Annotated in this window: 16 protein-coding genes; 10 read left to right on the top strand and 6 right to left on the bottom strand. The window is 51.4% G+C overall.

What is annotated here, in order from left to right; translation table 11 throughout:
* Nucleotides 1-49: 49 nt before the first annotated feature.
* Nucleotides 50-991 carry a tRNA (adenosine(37)-N6)-dimethylallyltransferase MiaA gene (miaA, locus tag PORAS_RS04240; RefSeq protein ID WP_013760294.1) on the top strand — a complete coding sequence of 314 codons (942 nt, stop codon included), beginning with the start codon at nt 50-52 and terminating at the stop codon, nt 989-991.
* A gap of 13 nt (nt 992-1004) precedes the next feature.
* On the opposite strand, the gene PORAS_RS04235 is transcribed toward miaA, so the two are convergent.
* Nucleotides 1005-1637, bottom strand: a complete 633-nt coding sequence (locus PORAS_RS04235; protein WP_013760293.1) for a DUF4294 domain-containing protein — start codon at nt 1635-1637, stop codon at nt 1005-1007.
* Between the two features lie 117 nt (nt 1638-1754).
* Between PORAS_RS04235 and PORAS_RS04230 the strand changes: the two genes are divergently transcribed.
* Genes PORAS_RS04230 through PORAS_RS04210 form a run of 5 tightly spaced genes read left to right on the top strand, consistent with a single transcriptional unit; the run spans nt 1755 to nt 6592 of the window.
* Nucleotides 1755-2603, top strand: a complete 849-nt coding sequence (locus PORAS_RS04230; protein WP_013760292.1) for a head GIN domain-containing protein — start codon at nt 1755-1757, stop codon at nt 2601-2603.
* A gap of 54 nt (nt 2604-2657) precedes the next feature.
* Entirely contained in the window at nt 2658-3029 is a 372-nt protein-coding gene (locus tag PORAS_RS04225) for an FtsB family cell division protein (protein WP_013760291.1), read from the top strand.
* 44 nt (nt 3030-3073) lie between these two features.
* Complete coding sequence (locus tag PORAS_RS04220; protein WP_013760290.1) at nt 3074-3451, top strand: hypothetical protein; 378 nt, start codon at nt 3074-3076, stop codon at nt 3449-3451.
* Nucleotides 3452-3460: 9 nt separating this feature from the next.
* On the top strand, nt 3461-4474 hold the full coding sequence (locus PORAS_RS04215) for a pseudouridine synthase (RefSeq protein WP_013760289.1): 1014 nt from the start codon (nt 3461-3463) through the stop codon (nt 4472-4474).
* Nucleotides 4475-4510: 36 nt separating this feature from the next.
* Complete coding sequence (locus tag PORAS_RS04210; RefSeq protein WP_013760288.1) at nt 4511-6592, top strand: protein-disulfide reductase DsbD family protein; 2082 nt, start codon at nt 4511-4513, stop codon at nt 6590-6592.
* Between the two features lie 594 nt (nt 6593-7186).
* Here the strand turns inward: PORAS_RS04210 and PORAS_RS04205 are convergent.
* The 5 genes from PORAS_RS04205 to dnaG all read right to left on the bottom strand — a co-directional run bounded on the left by PORAS_RS04205 (nt 7187) and on the right by dnaG (nt 12642).
* Entirely contained in the window at nt 7187-7735 is a 549-nt protein-coding gene (locus PORAS_RS04205; RefSeq protein WP_004331181.1) for a nitroreductase family protein, read from the bottom strand.
* Nucleotides 7736-7747: 12 nt separating this feature from the next.
* Complete coding sequence (locus PORAS_RS04200; protein ID WP_004331156.1) at nt 7748-8350, bottom strand: riboflavin synthase; 603 nt, start codon at nt 8348-8350, stop codon at nt 7748-7750.
* Between the two features lie 78 nt (nt 8351-8428).
* Nucleotides 8429-9445: an acyltransferase gene (locus PORAS_RS04195; protein WP_013760287.1), complete on the bottom strand. Its 1017-nt coding sequence runs from the start codon at nt 9443-9445 to the stop codon at nt 8429-8431.
* A gap of 11 nt (nt 9446-9456) precedes the next feature.
* A complete protein-coding gene (locus PORAS_RS04190; RefSeq protein WP_013760286.1) occupies nt 9457-10545 on the bottom strand; it encodes a DNA polymerase III subunit in 1089 nt (362 codons plus the stop codon).
* 66 nt (nt 10546-10611) lie between these two features.
* Entirely contained in the window at nt 10612-12642 is a 2031-nt protein-coding gene (gene dnaG / locus PORAS_RS04185) for a DNA primase (protein WP_004331178.1), read from the bottom strand.
* Between the two features lie 542 nt (nt 12643-13184).
* Here dnaG and PORAS_RS04180 point away from each other — a divergent pair.
* From PORAS_RS04180 to PORAS_RS04165, 4 genes are all read left to right on the top strand, one after another.
* On the top strand, nt 13185-13517 hold the full coding sequence (locus PORAS_RS04180; RefSeq protein ID WP_044211304.1) for a hypothetical protein: 333 nt from the start codon (nt 13185-13187) through the stop codon (nt 13515-13517).
* 75 nt (nt 13518-13592) lie between these two features.
* The gene (locus tag PORAS_RS04175; protein WP_013759848.1) at nt 13593-13985 is read left to right on the top strand and encodes an ISAon1 family transposase N-terminal region protein; all 393 of its coding nucleotides are present in this window, start codon (nt 13593-13595) and stop codon (nt 13983-13985) included.
* Between the two features lie 37 nt (nt 13986-14022).
* Nucleotides 14023-15075, top strand: a complete 1053-nt coding sequence (locus PORAS_RS04170; RefSeq protein WP_245528033.1) for a transposase — start codon at nt 14023-14025, stop codon at nt 15073-15075.
* A gap of 66 nt (nt 15076-15141) precedes the next feature.
* A complete protein-coding gene (locus PORAS_RS04165) occupies nt 15142-17103 on the top strand; it encodes a porin family protein (RefSeq protein WP_245528060.1) in 1962 nt (653 codons plus the stop codon).
* Nucleotides 17104-17109: the final 6 nt, after the last annotated feature.

Raw genomic sequence — 17109 nt, 5'->3', positions numbered from 1 at the left:
GTGATCCTTGATCAGTAGATAGCTCCTCCTCGCCGAAGTATCATATTTAGTGTACTACCCCGAGTTACTCACAGTCGTTGGTCCTACCGCTTGCGGTAAGACAGCTCTAGGCGTGGCTCTAGCTGAGGAGCTGCATGGAGCCATACTCAGTGGTGATAGCAGGCAAGTCTTCGTCGGTATGGATATAGGCACTGGCAAGGATCTAGATGCCTATACCACGGAGCGTGGCTCCATACCTCATTACCTCATCGATATTGTCCCGGCGGGGTATCCGTTCAACCTCTTTGAGTATGTGCACCTCTTTGACGAAGCGTACCATGAGATCGTCTCTCAACAACTCAAGCCGATCTTCGTCGGAGGGTCAGGACTCTATGTCGAGCAGGTGCTACAGACGAGACCTATGCACCGAGTGCCGCCCGACACCGCGCTGCGACAGGAGCTAGAGCAGCTTAGTCTAGCCGACCTGCGAGCTATACTTAGTCGCTATCCACGCATAGAGCATGTAGACCTAAGCTCAGCACGTAAGTGTATCCGAGCCATTGAGGTGGCACGGCACTATGCGCAGTATCCTGAGCAGTATCAAGCCTACCAAGAGGCTCTTAGTGAGTCTAAGCAACAGAAACCACCACTCATCATCGGGCTACGCTTAGCTCGTCAAGAGATCATACGACGCATAGACCAGCGACTGCGGAGCAGACTAGAGGAGGGGATGGTTGCTGAGGTAGAGCGCCTGCTCGACGAGCATGTTCCCGCGGACACCCTCATAGCGTATGGTCTAGAGTATCGCTTCGTCACCTTATATTTACAAGGTAAGCTCAGCTACTCAGAGATGGAGGAGCAGCTAGCGACCGCTATTCATCAGTTTGCTAAGAGACAGATGACTTGGTTCCGAGGTATGACACGCCGAGGACTACCCATACACTGGATCGACGGACATCAATCGGTCACCTACCAGCGAGACCGAGTGCTTCGACTAGTAAAAGGCTCGTAAGGAAGGGCTCGTGCTAGAGCAAGCCGTTTTTCCATAGGTAGATGATGCGCTCCGTGACAGCATCGTCCTCTACATGCTCAGGATCAAACTTCATATTTAGGTTGCCCCCGTACAGCTTTGCAAAAGCATTGTACCACGTAGCGGTGAATCCGCCATAGATCGACTTAACAATCTCATACCCCGTAGAGCCCGTCTCTCTATTCACCAACTTGATGAGGAGCAGCCCCTGTCCGAGGGTCAGATCCTTCATGCGAGGCGTATACTCCTTGACCAGTTCTTTCTTGACACGAGACAAATGCTCACGGCGCTCACGCTCTGTGGGAAAAGTCTCTACATATTCATACGTCTCAATAATCATCCCGCTAAGCTCCTCTGCGATAGGTAGCACCTTCTTGACATCTCGCACACGACGCCAATAGGCGTAGCGCTCAGACTTAGTGAGAGGCTTATGAGGGGTCCCCGAGACTCTTACTTCAGGTAGGAGTATACTGACGATATCTTCTTCGGCAAGCGTGTCAGGAGCTTGCATAAAAGACTCAGACATGTCGCTATAAATAGGTGGCACGTCAGCACCCTTCAGTCCTTTAGCAGAAAGAAGGCTGAGGAGTGACAATGAGCAGATAAAGATCTTAGAGAAATATTTCATAGTTACAAATAGAGCATCTTATGAGAGAATTTGTTACCTTTGACGACCAGTAGGAAGTACCTGACAAAGGTACAACTAATTAAAGTTCCTCATATCAAACTATTGATGGATCCAGTTATGTCTTACAAATCTATACTAACCCCTTCTCTGCTCCTTCTTGTCATCCTCTGTGGATGCTGTACCTCTAGCTGCGTCTACAAGAAAGGTTCTAAGGCGATGACACAACAAGAGGTCAACTTCAGGGACTTCACGGCGATCAATGCTAATCGCGGTCTCGACCTCGAGATCACGCAGGGCGCTGAGTACTCGGTGTCTATCTCTGCTCCCGAGAAATATAAGGACGATGTCAAGATCGAACAGAAGGGTGAGACCCTCTACATTAGCTTGCAGCAAGATGTCAAGTACCCCTTTGACTCTGACGACATCACCATCCATATCACGATGCCCTACATCACCAAGATGGACTTGGCGGGAGCTACGGAGGCTTGTTTCATTGGGCAGTTTGAGGCACCACAGTTCACAGCTCATCTGTCAGGCTCCTCAGAGATAGAGGATCTTGCTATCGTAGCTGACGAGGTGAGCCTCGAAGCTTCTGGAGCAAGTGAAGTATCAGGTAGTATACAGGCCAAGCGAGCTATGGCAAACCTAACAGGAGCCTCCAAACTCGATCTGATCGTTAATCAGCTAAGCCAGCTGACCATGCAGCTCTCAGGCAGCTCAAGCAGTGAGCTAAAAGGCAGTATCACCAACCTGCAGGCTACACTCTCAGGTGCCTCTGAGATTGATGGCGAGGAGCTAACCGTTTCAGATCTAGACATCTCACTAGCTGGTGCCTCCTCTGCAGAGGTTCGCAATAGCGGTAACCTGCGCTATAAGCTAGCCGGAGCCTCTGAGCTCACCATCTACGGTTCTCCTCGTGTCCTCGACTCGCAGAGTGATCGCTCTTCATCAATTGATATACGCTAGCCGACGCTTTCTCACGTCATATAGTTCACCTCTTACCAACTTCATCTAGAAGCTATGGCCTCTATCAAAGAGCTTATAGGTCGCCTCAAAGGTCATATCAAGCGCTTAAGTGCTGAGCATCCCAAGCGGGCACAAGCCTTCCTCTGTGGCTTAATCGTCTTGGGAATGGGTCTCTATACCTTTGTTATAAGCGACTCCAACCTCGGCAAGCAGCTCCGCTACTCGCATCGCATTCAGACACTCACCGATGAGTGTAAGCGACTCGAAGAGGCATACCGTAGTGACAGCCTGAAGATAGACAGCTATAAGCAGGACAAAGCTTCGCTAGAGCGTATTGCTCGTGAAGAGTATCGTATGCAACGACCTGATGAGGTCGTCTTTATCATCAAGGATAGGCCCGTCTCAGAGGACGATGAGGACAAATGAGCTCACTTAACCTTCTAGACCCATACCCTTCTAATTAGCACTCTATGTCTCAGCAAGCATCCTCGCGTCAACGGGCGATCAATCTCTGCTTTAAGCTTGGGCTCATTCTTATGTTTATGAGCTTACTCCTACATCTCTTCTATCCTGGAGTACTCTTTGGCTATCTGCTTATGGCTGGATCGCTACTCTACACAATGAGTCAAGCACTCGTTGACAAGAATGGTGTAGACCTCCGTACGAAGCGACTACGAGGTATAGCACTCCTAGCGGGAGTCCTCTTTGTCGCAGGGTCTTACCTTTTCATCGTAGATCAGTCATATTGGAGACTCGTACTCATGATTGCTTCTGTTTTACTGCTTTACTCGAATACAGTCCTCCTATATCATAAGCCTTGCAATCAAAAGGATCATCAAGCAGACTAATTTCTCTCTATGCCTCCAAAACCCGCTCAGAATATCAGAAAAGCTCCTCAACGTGAGTGTATCTATACCTTCACAGCGAAGGAGTCGGGAGCACTCCTCGAGCTACTCTTCGCACTACTTCCAGATTTAAGTCGCACCACTGTCAAGCAGTATCTGCGCAATCGATGCGTCTTGCTGGCAGGAGTGACCACTACTCAGTTTGATGCACCCGTCATCGCCGGAGACACCATAGAGATCTACAATATAGGCACTGCCGAGGCGGTTCAGCATCCGCTCATAGAGGAGCTGTATCGCGACGAGCAGTTCATTGTCTTGCACAAGCGTCCCGGCATCCCTACCATCTCCGTCGGAGGAGCTAGCAAGAGTAGTCTCTTTCAGGTCGTGACGCATCATCTCAAGAAGGTCGATCCCAACGAAAAGATCTTCCTCCTGAACCGTCTCGATCGAGACACCGAGGGCATCATCATCGTAGCTCGTGATCGACAGCTACAGCAAGACCTACTAGCCGAGTGGCGTAGCTTCGTCCTCTCCAACAGCTTTGAGGCAGTCATCCTAGGCGCTCTCGACACCAGCAGTGGAGAGCTAACGACCCGCCCGACAAAGGACAAGAAGAGAGGTCCCAACAAGCGACGCACTGCTAGGTCGTCCACTAGAGATAGTAAGCCCGCTACCTTTAGAGCTAGCTACGAGGTCCTCACCACGGGTCCTTATATCACGAGAGTAAAGCTCTCCTTACTCACACGCAATAACAGTATCCGCTCCACGCTCGCTAGCATAGGGCACCCGCTCCTTGGGGATCATCGCGCCAGTGAGTCCATCGCGCCAGAGCTCAGCAAGTACCTAGCGCTACGAGCCACCGAGCTAACCATCTTCCACCCCATAAGGCGACAGAAGATGCAGTTCACCCTAGACACCCCGTTTGTCAACCTAGACAAGATCTCACAGACTCGTCTCACCGCAGCCCAAAAAGAGGCTCTTCTCATGGAGGAGACAGCGTCATCTAAAAGCATAAAAACTCACTGATAAGTAACAATCACACTAGTATTACTCTGATAAATTATGAAGCAACGGATAGCGTATATACTCCTGCTATTTAGCATTCTCTTTGCCACGGCTCCTAGCCTTGTAGCACAATCTGGTGGCATGGTCACCCCCGTCAAGTTCTCTCACAAGATTACTGACGATGGTAAGCAGAGAGCGATCGTCTCCATCACAGCCCGCATCAACAACGGCTGGCACTTCTACGATCAGAACCTTCCAAAAGGGGGCCCCGTACCACTCGTGTTTCACACCGACAAGCTGGTCGGAGCAAAAGCTCTTGGCGGCTTCAAGGCTAACAAACAACCCAAAAGCTACATCGACGACATTTTCCAAGTAGAGGTAAGGGAGTTTGAGGGGACCGTTACTTTCTCTCAGCAGCTAGAGATCACCGATCCCAAAGCATTCGTCTATGAGGGTTACCTCAAGGGACAAGCCTGCCAAGACAACTGTGTGCAGGTAGACTACGACTTTAGCTTTAACTCGAAGCAACTCTCCAAGTCCATGCTCGCTGTCGCTGCAACCGAACCCGCAGAGACAACTAACGAGGAGACTTCTACTGAAGCTGAGACAGATAGTACAGAGACAGCACTGCTCGCCACAACGGACACACTCTCCGCTGGGGCTACCTCAACGAGTGTCTCAGAGTCCAGCTACTGGGCACCCGTCGTAGATCAGCTCAAGGCGTATGGCGATCGCAACCAGAAGCAGTCTACCGCAGGTCTTCTGTACATCTTCATCTACGGCTTCCTCGGAGGTCTCATTGCGCTCATCACCCCATGCGTATGGCCTATGATCCCGATGACCGTGAGCTTCTTCCTCAAGCGCACCAAGTCTCGCAAAGCTGCTATACGAGATGCGATGATCTACGGGCTCTCCATCATAGTCATCTATGTAGCTCTAGGACTGATCATCACCGCTATATTCGGCGCTAGTGCCTTGAACAATCTAGCAACCAATGCGGTCTTTAACATCATCTTCTTCCTCATCCTAGTTCTCTTCGCCGTCTCCTTCTTTGGAGCCTTCGAACTAGTTCTACCTGCTAAGTGGACCAACAAGATGGACTCTAAGGCAGACAGCACCACGGGTCTACTCTCCATCTTCTTCATGGCGTTTACCCTCGTACTCGTCTCCTTCTCTTGTACAGGTCCTATCATCGGTACCCTCCTCGTACAGGCTGGTACCTCAGGCGAGATCGTCGCTCCGGCCATCGGTATGATCGGCTTTGCACTAGCACTAGCACTACCCTTCTCGCTCTTCGCTATCTTCCCCAACATGTTGCAAAACATGCCAAAGAGTGGAGGCTGGCTCAACTCAGTCAAGGTGGTCCTCGGATTCCTCGAGCTGGCACTCTCGCTCAAGTTCCTCTCCGTCGCCGACCTCGCTTACGGCTGGGGTATCCTAGACCGTGAGACCTTCCTAGCACTCTGGATCATCATCTTCGCACTGCTAGGCTTCTATCTCCTCGGCAAGATCCGACTACCGCACGACACGCCTCTGGAGAAAATCAGCGTCTCTCGCCTCTTTATGGCGATCATCTCCCTAGCCTTCTCCGTCTATATGATCCCTGGTCTATGGGGCGCTCCGCTCAAGGCTATCACCGCCTTTGCTCCGCCACTCTACACGCAAGACTTCAACCTATACGACGGTGAGGTGCATGCTAAGTTTGACGACTTCGACGCTGGTATGCGCTATGCTCAGGAGACGGGAAAGCCGGTTCTACTAGACTTCTCAGGCTTCGGCTGTGTCAACTGCCGTGAGATGGAGAACTCCGTATGGATCGACCCGACTGTCAAGGGGCTCCTCGAGGATGACTATATCCTCATCACCCTCATGGTCGATGATAAGACCGCTCTGCCTAACGTCATTGAGGTAGAGGAAAACGGCTCTGTCAAGAAGCTCCGCACCGTCGGCGACAAGTGGAGCTACCTGCAACGTAGCAAGTTTGCCGCCAATGCACAGCCTTACTACATCGCAATCGATCCTGAAGGCAACCCGCTGAGTGCATCGTATGCACATGATACCAATATCAGCAACTATATCGACTTCCTCAAGGGCGGTCTCAAGGAGTACGAAGTACGTAAGAAGGAGCTGGCAAAGTAACCAGTCCTCCTAACAAATAGTCACTTAAAGAAGAGAGTCTCTATCGCTACAGCGGTAGAGACTCTCTCTTTTTTGGCCCAATATCTCGACAGGACCTCTTGAGACTGTTGCAAAAGTCAACAGTCTCACAATCTTGCTTGCAAGATTGTCTAGACTTTGCAGAAAGGATGAAGCGCAAGGCGCTGAGGGTGAGGTCTGAAGGGAGCATACCTCCGTATGTGACCGAAGCCGAATCCCGAAAGCAACACAGCGATTCGCCTTTATGCAACAGTCTCCTCTTATGTCAGGTGCTGGGAGGCTCTAGACTGACACAACATAAAGAGACACTCCTATGCCCCGAGACGCTTTAGCTTCAGAAAAAGCAGATCTCTACGTGGCAATTTCCAAATCTCCACGTGCAGAATAAAAATTCTCCACGTAGGCAAGAAATGAAACTTCGGAGGAATCAAATAATATGTCCGAGGAAATGATTCTCCCCTACGTGGAAAATGAAAAATAGTCACGTGGAGATTTGTCATTCTCCACGTGGCTATCGAATTAGAGGTTAGAGACGAGTACAAATTGCTACCCGTAAGATTTGCAGCGTTGAGGGGCTCACCACTTGTTCCAGTGGATCACCTCATCGGGACTCTTGCGCTTCTTCTCACGGGTCGGCTGCTCCGAGTAGCCAATGAGGATGTCTAGAACCACCTGACGCTTGTCTGGTATGCCCAGCTCTTTGCGCACGGCAGTATCGTTGATCCAGCCTAGTATGCAGCTCCCGACACCCTCCGCCTGAGCTGCGAGGACGATGTGTGCCACGAGGATACCTAGATCTATGGGTCGATAGTCCACCTTCATCACGCGGCTACCCATGCGGGCTACCCAGCGCCCACGCTCCGCTACGATCAGTAGGTGTACGGGGGCCTCGAGGGCAAACTTATTCATATTGGTCACCCCCTTGATGACCGCCTGCCCTACACGCTGCGCAGCCTCTGGCTCAGAAACTGCTACGATACTCCAGGGCTGCTGATTGGTCGCAGAGGGAGCCAGCAGGGCGTTGTTCAGAATACGCTCCAGCACCTCCTGCGGTACAGGGCGGTCAGCAAATCTGCGATCGCTCTGACGCTCCCGATAGAGAGCGTATAGATCTTCAGGATTCATAGCTACAAGGATTTAGTCAAACGAACGTAGGCGAGCGATATACTTGCCTAAGATATCAAACTCGAGGTTGACCACGCTTCCCTCCTTCAAGTAACCGAAGTTAGTATGCTCTAGTGTGTAGGGGATGATCGCTACCTCGAAAGAGTTTTCCTGCGAATTGCAGACGGTGAGGCTCACGCCGTTGACCGTCACGGAGCCCTTCTCGACCGTCATATATCCCTGGCGCATCATCTCACGATCCACCTCATAGGCAAAGGTAAAGTAGTGACTGCCCTCCATCTCACGGATAGCCGTGCAGCGAGCCGTCTGATCCACATGTCCCTGCACGATATGACCGTCCAGACGACCACCGAGCATCATACTGCGCTCCACGTTGACATAGTCACCCACCTGTAGGAGGCCCAGGTTGCTGCGGTCGAGTGTCTCCTGAATGGCGGTCACCGTGTAGCCCCCCTCCTCGAGCGAGACGACGGTGAGGCAGACGCCATTATGTGCGATGCTCTGATCTATCTGTAGCTCTGCGGCAAAGTCGCAGGCGAGTGTGATGTGCAGGTTGCTTCCTTCGCGGGTTAGGCGGCGCACCTGTGCCATACCTTCTACTATTCCACTAAACATATATCTATTCGGTTTGCTCTATTGATTGGTTACTTCGCAAAGATACGAAATCATTGCTGTCTTGTAAAGGCTTTTCCTCTAGACCAGTGATCGTAGTAGTGGCACCTTGCGGATCAAAGCGGTGACCCCTAGTGAGATGAGTGCTATGAGGAGTATGCGCAGCGGGACGCTTACGGCAGGGCAAGCGGTCAGTGAGGGGAGGAATAGCTCGAACAGCTTGAAGACGACCTGCAGCACCGCAAAGTGTACCAGGTAGCCCCCCATCACATAGGGATAGAGCCTACTTGTCGAGACGAAGAGACGTACCGTGGGGCGCCATCGGTAGCAGAGGGCAAAGAGCGCGACAACCTTAAGGACGACCAGCGGAAAGAAGTTGACACCCACCCGCCCTAACAATTGGTAAGGCACGTAAATGAGCAGAGCTCCGTGTAGCAACATACTCCCGATGAAGAGTGCCAAGAGCCAGCCTTTGCTCGGCAACCGACTAATGGTGCGAGAGATCAGAGAGCCCGCTAGGTAGTAAGGAAGGTACTGCACCCACCAGAGTAGGCAGATCTGCTGAATGCCGTACGAGCGGTAGTAAACATCTACCATAAGCGCCACGAGATAGCTCCCGAGCGTCAAGATCAGTAGTCCTCGATTGCCCCCATAGGTGGGACTATCGCTACGCTCGATCCGCTCACAGAGCCAGCGCAGCATAGGAGTCACCACGTAGAGACCTGCCAGCATCACAAGATACCACAAATGATACCACTGGAAGGCGATCCACGCCTGCTCCTTAGCACAGTGCCAGAAGTAATAAACCACCGACCAAACGAGTAGCGGCAAGAGTATCTTGCGCCCTACGCTACGCTTGTAAAAGTGTGCCAAGCCCCCGATCTGCCGCTCAGGCGACAGCATGAAGGCTCCGCTCAGCATCACAAAGAGCGGCACGGCACCCACCGAAAGCGCATACCATGGAGCGGCCTGCCAACACTCTGACCGCAAAGACTCTCCCATAAAGTAGCCCCCAGCCGTGTGGATGCCGATCACCATCACGACCGAAAGAAGCCGTAAGAGGTCCAGACCTTGGTGGCGTAGCGTCTGCTCTGACATCCCGAGTAGCCTTAGTTGCGCAGCGCAAGCAGCATTCGCAGGAACGTGTCGAAGAGTACCATCTTCGTCAGCACATTACCACGGATCTCTCGCATCGCCTCCTCGAGGAGCCGATAGCAAGCCCCCATTGCCTTATTGTTGACTCGTAGCTCTCCCACATGCGACTCGCCACGGAGCGCACGGTGCCACTGCCGTCCCACTAGCTGCATCAGTAGTTTGAGAAAGGCTACCGCCCCCTCGCGTCCCATCTTGTCCACCTCCTCGCTGAGTAGCTTCAGGCGCAAGATGTCGGCTCGCAATGTCGCATCATACCACTGCTGCGCCAGTTCTTGTAGTTTGTCTTGTGAGGCGGAGCTGTCGAGTAGCCGTAGAGCATCGCTCAGATTGCCGTCTACTAGGGGGATCATCGCTTCAAGCGCGTCAGTCGCCAGCTCGGGGTGTAGAGCTGTCAGTGCCTCTCTCATTTCTTCCTCCGTCATCGGGGGCAGTTCGAAGCGCTGCACACGGCTCAGGATCGTGTCGAGGAGACGATCCGAGTGTGCTGACACTAGGATAAAGAGCGTCTCCGCGGGAGGCTCTTCGAGCGACTTAAGAAGTTTATTGGCCGCTGCATCGTTCATGCGCTCAGGTTGGTAGATGATGATCGTGCGCCAGCCCCCTTCGGTGGTTGTGACTGAGAGACGAGACAGGAGACTATTGATCTCATTTACGTAGATAACAGGCTGACTATTGCCCGCCTCTAGCACCTCGAGCCAGTCCTGCTCAGTGATGTAGGGCGACCGCTCGAGGAGCATACGCCACTCGTCGAAGTATCGCTCCGTGGGGGTCTCGTCTTGTGCTGCTTTGATCACTGGATAGACAAAGATAACATCAGGGTGCGCACTGGCAGCAACCTTCTTGCAGGAGGCGCACTCGCCACAAGAGTCCTCGTCCGTAGGAGACTGACACTGTATGTACTGCGCCCAAGCCCACGCGAGGTGAAGCCCCGGGTAGCCTTCCTGTATCTCGAGCAGCACAGCGTGGGGCATTTGACCTGATCGGGTTAAATGTACGAACTGCTGCTTGAGGGCTCGGTATCCATATATATCGGCAAACTGCATGACTGCGCTTTCTTATCTAGATTGGTAAAAGGGTTAACGGATACTTCTTCACGCACACTCCTCAGCTCACGAAATGACCACACGCTGACCGCTAAACTGGGCAAACGCCTTGCGAATCTCTTGCCATGTGGATAGCTCCTGGAGGAGTGGCTGGTAGCTCTCATAGTCCGCCTCTGGGTGCTCCTGCTGTAGCGCCTGTATCTGCTGCGAGATCTGCTGACAGTGCTCCTCAGCGTACGCTAGCTTGTAGGTGTATAGCACCTTAAAGGTCATATCCCGCACCCACTCATCGGGTACTTTCTCATCATCGTCATCTGGCATCTGTAGCTCCTCGCGAGCCTTGCGAGAGAGTCTGTATGGGGTTGCGTAGAGATCCACCGCCAATGCTGCCACTTGCGGAACCTCCGAATTGCAAAGAAAAGAGCCACAGCGATGCTTCGACTCGCCATCTTCCGAGTCGCTCAGCTCCTCCAGCATCATCTTGTTGCTATCATTGAGAATGCGCTTGACAAGCGGATGCTCGATGACTATATCATCCTGCTTGAGCTCCTGATAGACGAAGTTAGCCACTGCGACCTGTATCACCATAGGCTCTGCCCCCTCACCAGCCTCCTCATCCTGCACAGAGATCTTTAGCTTCCGCTCTCCGTAGCGCACTACGAGGCGGACCAGATCCAGTGCTTCATTGCTCATCGGCGCATCTAGAGGCGAGACCTCTTGTGGTGTCTCCTCAGGAGCACGCTCCTCGGGTGTCGCTGCCGCTGGAGGGGCATACTGATAGACCCGTCCACGGCTAAAGCGCTCCTGCTTGATCTGCTGCAAGAGCAGATCCTCCGCCACGCCATACATCTGAGACATCTGCTGTATGTAGACGATGCGCTCGAGGCTGTCGGGAATCGTGGCAATGCTCTGCAAGATGTCTCGCATCAGCTGCGTCTTGAGCTGCGGATCACTCGCCATCTGCGGAGCGTAGAGCTGCGATTTGAAGGTAAGGAAGTCCTGCTCATGGGCAGCAAAGTACTCCTCCACCTCTGTGCGACTACGCTTAGCAACAAATTCATCGGGATCCTCTCCATCGGGCAGTACCAAGAGCTTGATCTGCATTCCCTCAGCGAGGAGCATATCGATCGAGCGCAGTGCCGCTTTGACACCCGCCTCATCACCATCGAAGAGCACCAGCACATTACGAGAGAAGCGTCGCAAGAGCTGTATTTGACTCTCCGTAAGTGCCGTGCCCGAAGTTGCCACCACATTCTCTATCCCTACTTGGTGCATGGCGATCACATCGAGATACCCCTCGACGATGATGCTTCGATCTAGACGCCCGATGGCCTGTTTCGCCTGGTAAAGACCGTATAGCTCGCGGCTCTTGTCATAGATGATACTCTCGGGCGAATTGATATACTTGGCGATCTTGTCCGCCTTGCGCATGGTGCGCCCGCCGAAGCCGACGACCCGCCCCCCCACATTGTATATCGGGAAGATAACCCGCTCGTGATAGCGATCACCACTCGGGCGACCCTCGCTCGGAGCGTAAAGCAGCCCCGTCGCCACAAAGCTCTCCATGTCGTAGCCATGCTCCTCGACATACTTCGCCAGAGCACGTCTATCACTAGGTGAGTAGCCCAGCCCAAAGGCTTGTATCGCCTCCGACCGAACGCCACGCTGCGTGAAGTAAGGCAAGGCTATATCTAGCCCCTCCTCGCTGCTGAGGAGCTGCTCGGTAAAGAATTTTGCTGCCACTTCATTGGCGAGGTAAAGCGCCTCACGCTCATTCTTTCTCTGCTGCTCCTCTTCGGTCATCTCCCGCTCTGGCATGGGGATATTATACTTCTGAGCGAGGTAGCGGAGTGCCTCGACGAAGGAGCAGTTCTGTATCTTCATGATGAAGGAAATTGGTGTACCGCCTGCACCACAAGCGAAGCACTTGCAGATATTCTTGGACGGAGTGACAATAAAGGAGGGGTGACGATCCTTGTGAAATGGACACAGCCCTACGAAGCCCGACCCCTTGCGCCGTAACTGCACGAAGTCGGACACAACATCTTCGATGCGTGCCGTATCTATGATCAGTTGCTTGGTCTGTTCGTCAATCATCCGTCTATTTCTCTTACTCTGCAAATGTACTCATTTCACGTCAAAGCCTCCGTTCCCCCTCCAACTAGGTTCTAGATTCTGCAGATCTCATTACGAACTAGCTCCACATAAAGATGCACGATCGTGCGCCCTTACATGTAGATAACTCGTAAGATTTTGCAGAAGAAAGAGAGACATGACGTATCTTGCACCATCTCTACGTGAGTATTCTCCTTTCTCACCAAGAGATCTGGGCCTCTAGCCTTACTCTATTAGGCTTCATATCAAGGAGTAACCAAAATATAACTTTGTCACCAGAGGCTACCTCTAGTGTCGTCTAGAGGAGCTACGATATGGAAGTTTCTCACAACTCGGATCAATTAGAGTTGTTTTGTATCAATACTTTTTCATACCTTTGACAGCGAATACACTAAGATAGTACGCTCAGCTCCCCTCGGCAAGTAGTCTATTCACAGTGTCTACCACGGTAGAGGAGCAGTGAGACTATCTTCCATTTTACACTCTAATCACTAAGCATTATCAACCACTTTAATAGTTTGACTATGAATAAAAAAATCCTACTTCTATGTACGGCTCTTGTAGCTCTTCTGAGCTTCAACGGGGCCAAGGCACAGGTCAAGGATGCCAGCATCACCGTCGGTGGTGGCTTTCAGTATGAATTCCTTGACGATGCACTCAACATCGACAACGCTATGCTATGGGGCGTACGCGCTGGTTTTGGCTTCGGCCCGATCGTGGAGCTACGTGGTGTCTATGATCGCTCTTTTGGCATCAAGTCCAAGCTCAGCGATCCTAATGGTGAGTGGAATGTAGATCCTATCTTGGCTAATTCCTATTTTGAGGTGCTGGGGGAGAAGCCACACGCAAAAAACTAACTGAAGTGAATTGATTAACTTGCACCCCCAAATGAATGAGGAGAGCTTTTCGCCCTCCCCCTTACCACCTCAAATATGACTAAAGAACTAGATTGGATTGAGCTATTCGCTCCACAAGAAATTCTCCGAGACTTTAACTTCGAGAAGTTGGTTGAAGAAAACGGCATTTACCGCATCTTTATGGTAGAGAAAGATGACGCTGCCCATATCCCCGCAGAGTTGAAAAAAGAGGTCAACGGAGATCTTTCAAACATAGTCCTAGACGGCTATACGAACTACATTGAGTTGCAGACCTTCCCAGCTATGGGCAAGGAGGTCTTCCTCTACCTCAAGCGTCGTCGCTGGAAGGTAAAACAGGACCAGCGACAAGAGGAAAAGAGCTACTCCAACAGCTACTCATACAATGAAAAAGGCATGAAAGCGACCAAGGCTTTCGGCAATTTTTTAAAAGAAATTGATTGGGTCTAAGCCCACCAGTATCGGGCAAGTCGCCTACTGTATGGGGATGAGCTCGAAGAAACTCTTTCGCTGGTACAAAGATGTCTTGAGCGGATACAAAAGCCCAGGGCACCAACGCCATTTGCAGAAGACTGGAGCCTCACGATCTCTAGGGTCTTCTGCTAAAAGCCCTGTAAGTTCTGATCTAAAGATCCCCATTCTCAATGAGAAGAATATGGGATCCATCATCTGCATAGACGAAAAGAACATCAACGGGGATTGCTACACCATCGTGTCGAACCCAGAGACGAATAAAATCGTCCTGATGGTCAACACGCTCCGAGCCTCCCAGATCGTCTATCTAATGAGATCAAACATCTCCCAAGAAGCACTTTTCGCAGTCTCTTGCGTAACCCGTGATATGGCTCCAAACTACGACTGGGTGGCTCGTGAACTCTTCCCCAATGCCTATCAAGTTGCGGACAAATTTCACGTTGTCAAAAACATCATTGATCAAGTCCAGTCAGTAAGAATACGCTACCGCCAAGAGCTTCTACGCAAGCAACGGGAGCTGGAGGAGGCGAGTCGCAAACGGTCTAAACTGCAGCCCGCCCCCAAAATCCAGCAAGAGCTCAAAGAGTTCAAAAAAGAGCTGTCCAATGGAGATACCCAGCTACAGCTCCTCCAGCGCAGCAAAGGGTTACTACACAAGCTTCACAACGAGCAGACAGCCAGTCAAAAGCTACGCGCTCGGCTACTCTTTAGACTTTTCCCAGACATCAAAGAAGCGTACAAATTCTCCGTAGCGCTACGGAAGTGGTACCAACGTCCTATGCGAAATGGTACCTCCATAACACCCTCCCGACACCTGTTGGAGTGTAAGAAAAAAGCACTTCTAGAGATCATCACTAATCACCTCAGTAGTCCATGTGAAGAGGTCAAGAACATCGCTCACTTTATGGTCAAGCACATAGGAGAGATCTGCAACTACTTCCTCGGCTATAAGACCAACGCTTCAGCAGAAGCACTCAACCAGAACCTCCAACGCTTTATCGCCATCAACTATGGAACCCGAAATAGTGACTTCTTCCTCTACCGCATCGCCGTTCACTTCAGTTAGTTTTTTGCGTGTGGCTTTCTCCCCAGCACCTCAAAATAGGAATTAGCCCCTATCTTCAAAGATCAGATGAGCGATCGTAAGATCGACATCGAGCGCTATGGTGCTGAGCTTAAGTTCAACCTCCTCGATGGCTATATCCTAGCACCTTACCTACTCGTCGGAGGTGGTATCCAAAACATGAAATACGAGCTACCTATCGCTGATAAGAAGATCGAGATGATGAAGACGGATCACCTATACTTCTCTGGAGCACTAGGCTTTAAGATCAATCTAGCACCTCGTATCGCCCTCAACCTATCAGGTAACTATCTAGGCTTCCGCACGGATCTACTCAACCCATACGTCAATTTAGCAAAGGCTAGTAAGAAGGTCGACAAGCATGGTCTAGCTCTGATAAACAACTTCTCAGCTCGCGCTGGTCTCTCTTTCTACCTCGGTGGCTACGACCCCAGAGGTGGTAACGAGGTAAGCCGTGCTTACAGAGACTTCTTCTCCAATGGATTCCGTGGGATGGTCTTCACGATCGAGCCCTCTATCCTATATGTGGACTTCAATGACCACTCTTACTGGAACACCCGCGACTCATGGTTCTATGGTGGTCAGGTAGGTCTAGACTTCAACAACACCTTTGGTGTACGTGGATTCTACTACCAAGCTGGTAAGCCTGGCAAGAGACTCGACTTCGACTTCGACAAGGAGCGTGCTATGTATGGTGGTTACTTCACCGGCCGTCTCAACCTACCTCGTGGTGTAACCCCTTACGTCAACCTCGGTGCTGGTTACCTCGATGCTAAGCTCTCTCAGGAGGCTACTGAGCTAGACAAAGCTAACCTACATGACGTCGTCTTCGGTATGGCTGGCGTCGGTCTAGAGGTACCCCTCTTCCGCTATGTCAGTGTGTTCGGTAGTGCCAACTTCATCGCACACCCAGCTCCTGGCATCAAGACAGCTTCTGTCACAAAGAGATCTGAGATCGTTGCTAAGAATATGGCTTACCAGCTCGGAGTACGCTTTAACCTAGGCAAGCCCGCTCGTCACTACGAGTTTGAGACGGTTGAAGACGAAGAGGTTCAAGACAAGGTCAACGATATGCGCGATAAGGAGTATCGCGAGTACCGTGAATACCGATACTACGGTGAGGACCGTGACGATGAGTATGTACGTATGACTCCATCTGAGATCGAGGATATGGCACAGCGCATCATCGATCGCAACCGTAGCAAGAAGGGTCATTCTTGCCAGAAGGGCAACGTCTACCGCCAGCCCAACGATGACGCACTCACTCCACTAGAGCGTGAGCTAGTACATGCCCTCATCGGCAACTCTCCTCAGTACATCGCTCAGCAGCAGATGCTCGCTAATCAGCAAGTAAAGGCTCAGAACGGTACTACAACCACTACCTCTGATCTAACGGAGCAGAACGAGAAGATCCTTGATCGTCTTGACGCGATCGATAGAAAGATCGAGACCAACGATGCTCGTATGCAGCAGTATCAGGCTACACAGCCTGCAACGACTGTCGTAACGACACCTCCTACGCATCCTGCTTATCAGGCTCCTGCTACATCCTCTGCTGTAACTATGGATAGCAGCGCTACACCTGTTGACAACAACTCTAAGAGTCTCATCAGACTAAACTCTGTAGGACTCCTCGTCGGTGCAAACATTGTTAAGCCAAAGGAGGAGAATGCTTTTGGAGCATTCGCAGTCGGTGTACGTGCTTTTATGCCTATCAGCAATACGAAGCTTGACTTCATTCCTGAGTTCTTCGTAGGCTTTGGCAAGAAGACTACTTTCGGTCTTACTGGTAATGTCGTCTACAACTTCCAGTTTAAGGAGCTTGGCAACTTTGTACCTTACCTAGGTGCAGGTGTCGGCTTCTATACAGACACTCAGTTTGGTGCTAACTTCCTACTAGGTACTTCATACAAGCTACCCGAGCTCAACAGTGCTATATTCCTAGACTATGGTATACGCACCTCAGGGCGCAACCACAGCATAGCTCTAGGATACCGCTTCTACTTCTAATCCCTT

The sequence above is a fragment of the Porphyromonas asaccharolytica DSM 20707 genome (assembly GCF_000212375.1).
GTDB lineage: Bacteria > Bacteroidota > Bacteroidia > Bacteroidales > Porphyromonadaceae > Porphyromonas > Porphyromonas asaccharolytica.
The sequence above is the reverse complement of the archived record's forward strand: the minus strand, read 5'-3'. Positions and strand labels throughout refer to the sequence as shown.

Excerpts from the sequence above, each read along its gene's own strand:
- PORAS_RS04190 (WP_013760286.1), bottom strand. The coding sequence starts at position 10,545 with ATGCAGTTTGCCGATATATATGGATACCGAGCCCTCAAGCAGCAGTTC.
- PORAS_RS04235 (WP_013760293.1), bottom strand. The coding sequence starts at position 1,637 with ATGAAATATTTCTCTAAGATCTTTATCTGCTCATTGTCACTCCTCAGC.
- PORAS_RS04225 (WP_013760291.1), top strand. The coding sequence starts at position 2,658 with ATGGCCTCTATCAAAGAGCTTATAGGTCGCCTCAAAGGTCATATCAAG.
- PORAS_RS04170 (WP_245528033.1), top strand. The coding sequence starts at position 14,023 with ATGAGCTCGAAGAAACTCTTTCGCTGGTACAAAGATGTCTTGAGCGGA.
- PORAS_RS04230 (WP_013760292.1), top strand. The coding sequence starts at position 1,755 with ATGTCTTACAAATCTATACTAACCCCTTCTCTGCTCCTTCTTGTCATC.
- PORAS_RS04220 (WP_013760290.1), top strand. The coding sequence starts at position 3,074 with ATGTCTCAGCAAGCATCCTCGCGTCAACGGGCGATCAATCTCTGCTTT.
- PORAS_RS04200 (WP_004331156.1), bottom strand. The coding sequence starts at position 8,350 with ATGTTTAGTGGAATAGTAGAAGGTATGGCACAGGTGCGCCGCCTAACC.
- PORAS_RS04215 (WP_013760289.1), top strand. The coding sequence starts at position 3,461 with ATGCCTCCAAAACCCGCTCAGAATATCAGAAAAGCTCCTCAACGTGAG.
- dnaG (WP_004331178.1), bottom strand. The coding sequence starts at position 12,642 with ATGATTGACGAACAGACCAAGCAACTGATCATAGATACGGCACGCATC.
- PORAS_RS04205 (WP_004331181.1), bottom strand. The coding sequence starts at position 7,735 with ATGAATCCTGAAGATCTATACGCTCTCTATCGGGAGCGTCAGAGCGAT.
- PORAS_RS04180 (WP_044211304.1), top strand. The coding sequence starts at position 13,185 with ATGAATAAAAAAATCCTACTTCTATGTACGGCTCTTGTAGCTCTTCTG.
- PORAS_RS04210 (WP_013760288.1), top strand. The coding sequence starts at position 4,511 with ATGAAGCAACGGATAGCGTATATACTCCTGCTATTTAGCATTCTCTTT.
- PORAS_RS04165 (WP_245528060.1), top strand. The coding sequence starts at position 15,142 with ATGAGCGATCGTAAGATCGACATCGAGCGCTATGGTGCTGAGCTTAAG.
- PORAS_RS04195 (WP_013760287.1), bottom strand. The coding sequence starts at position 9,445 with ATGTCAGAGCAGACGCTACGCCACCAAGGTCTGGACCTCTTACGGCTT.
- PORAS_RS04175 (WP_013759848.1), top strand. The coding sequence starts at position 13,593 with ATGACTAAAGAACTAGATTGGATTGAGCTATTCGCTCCACAAGAAATT.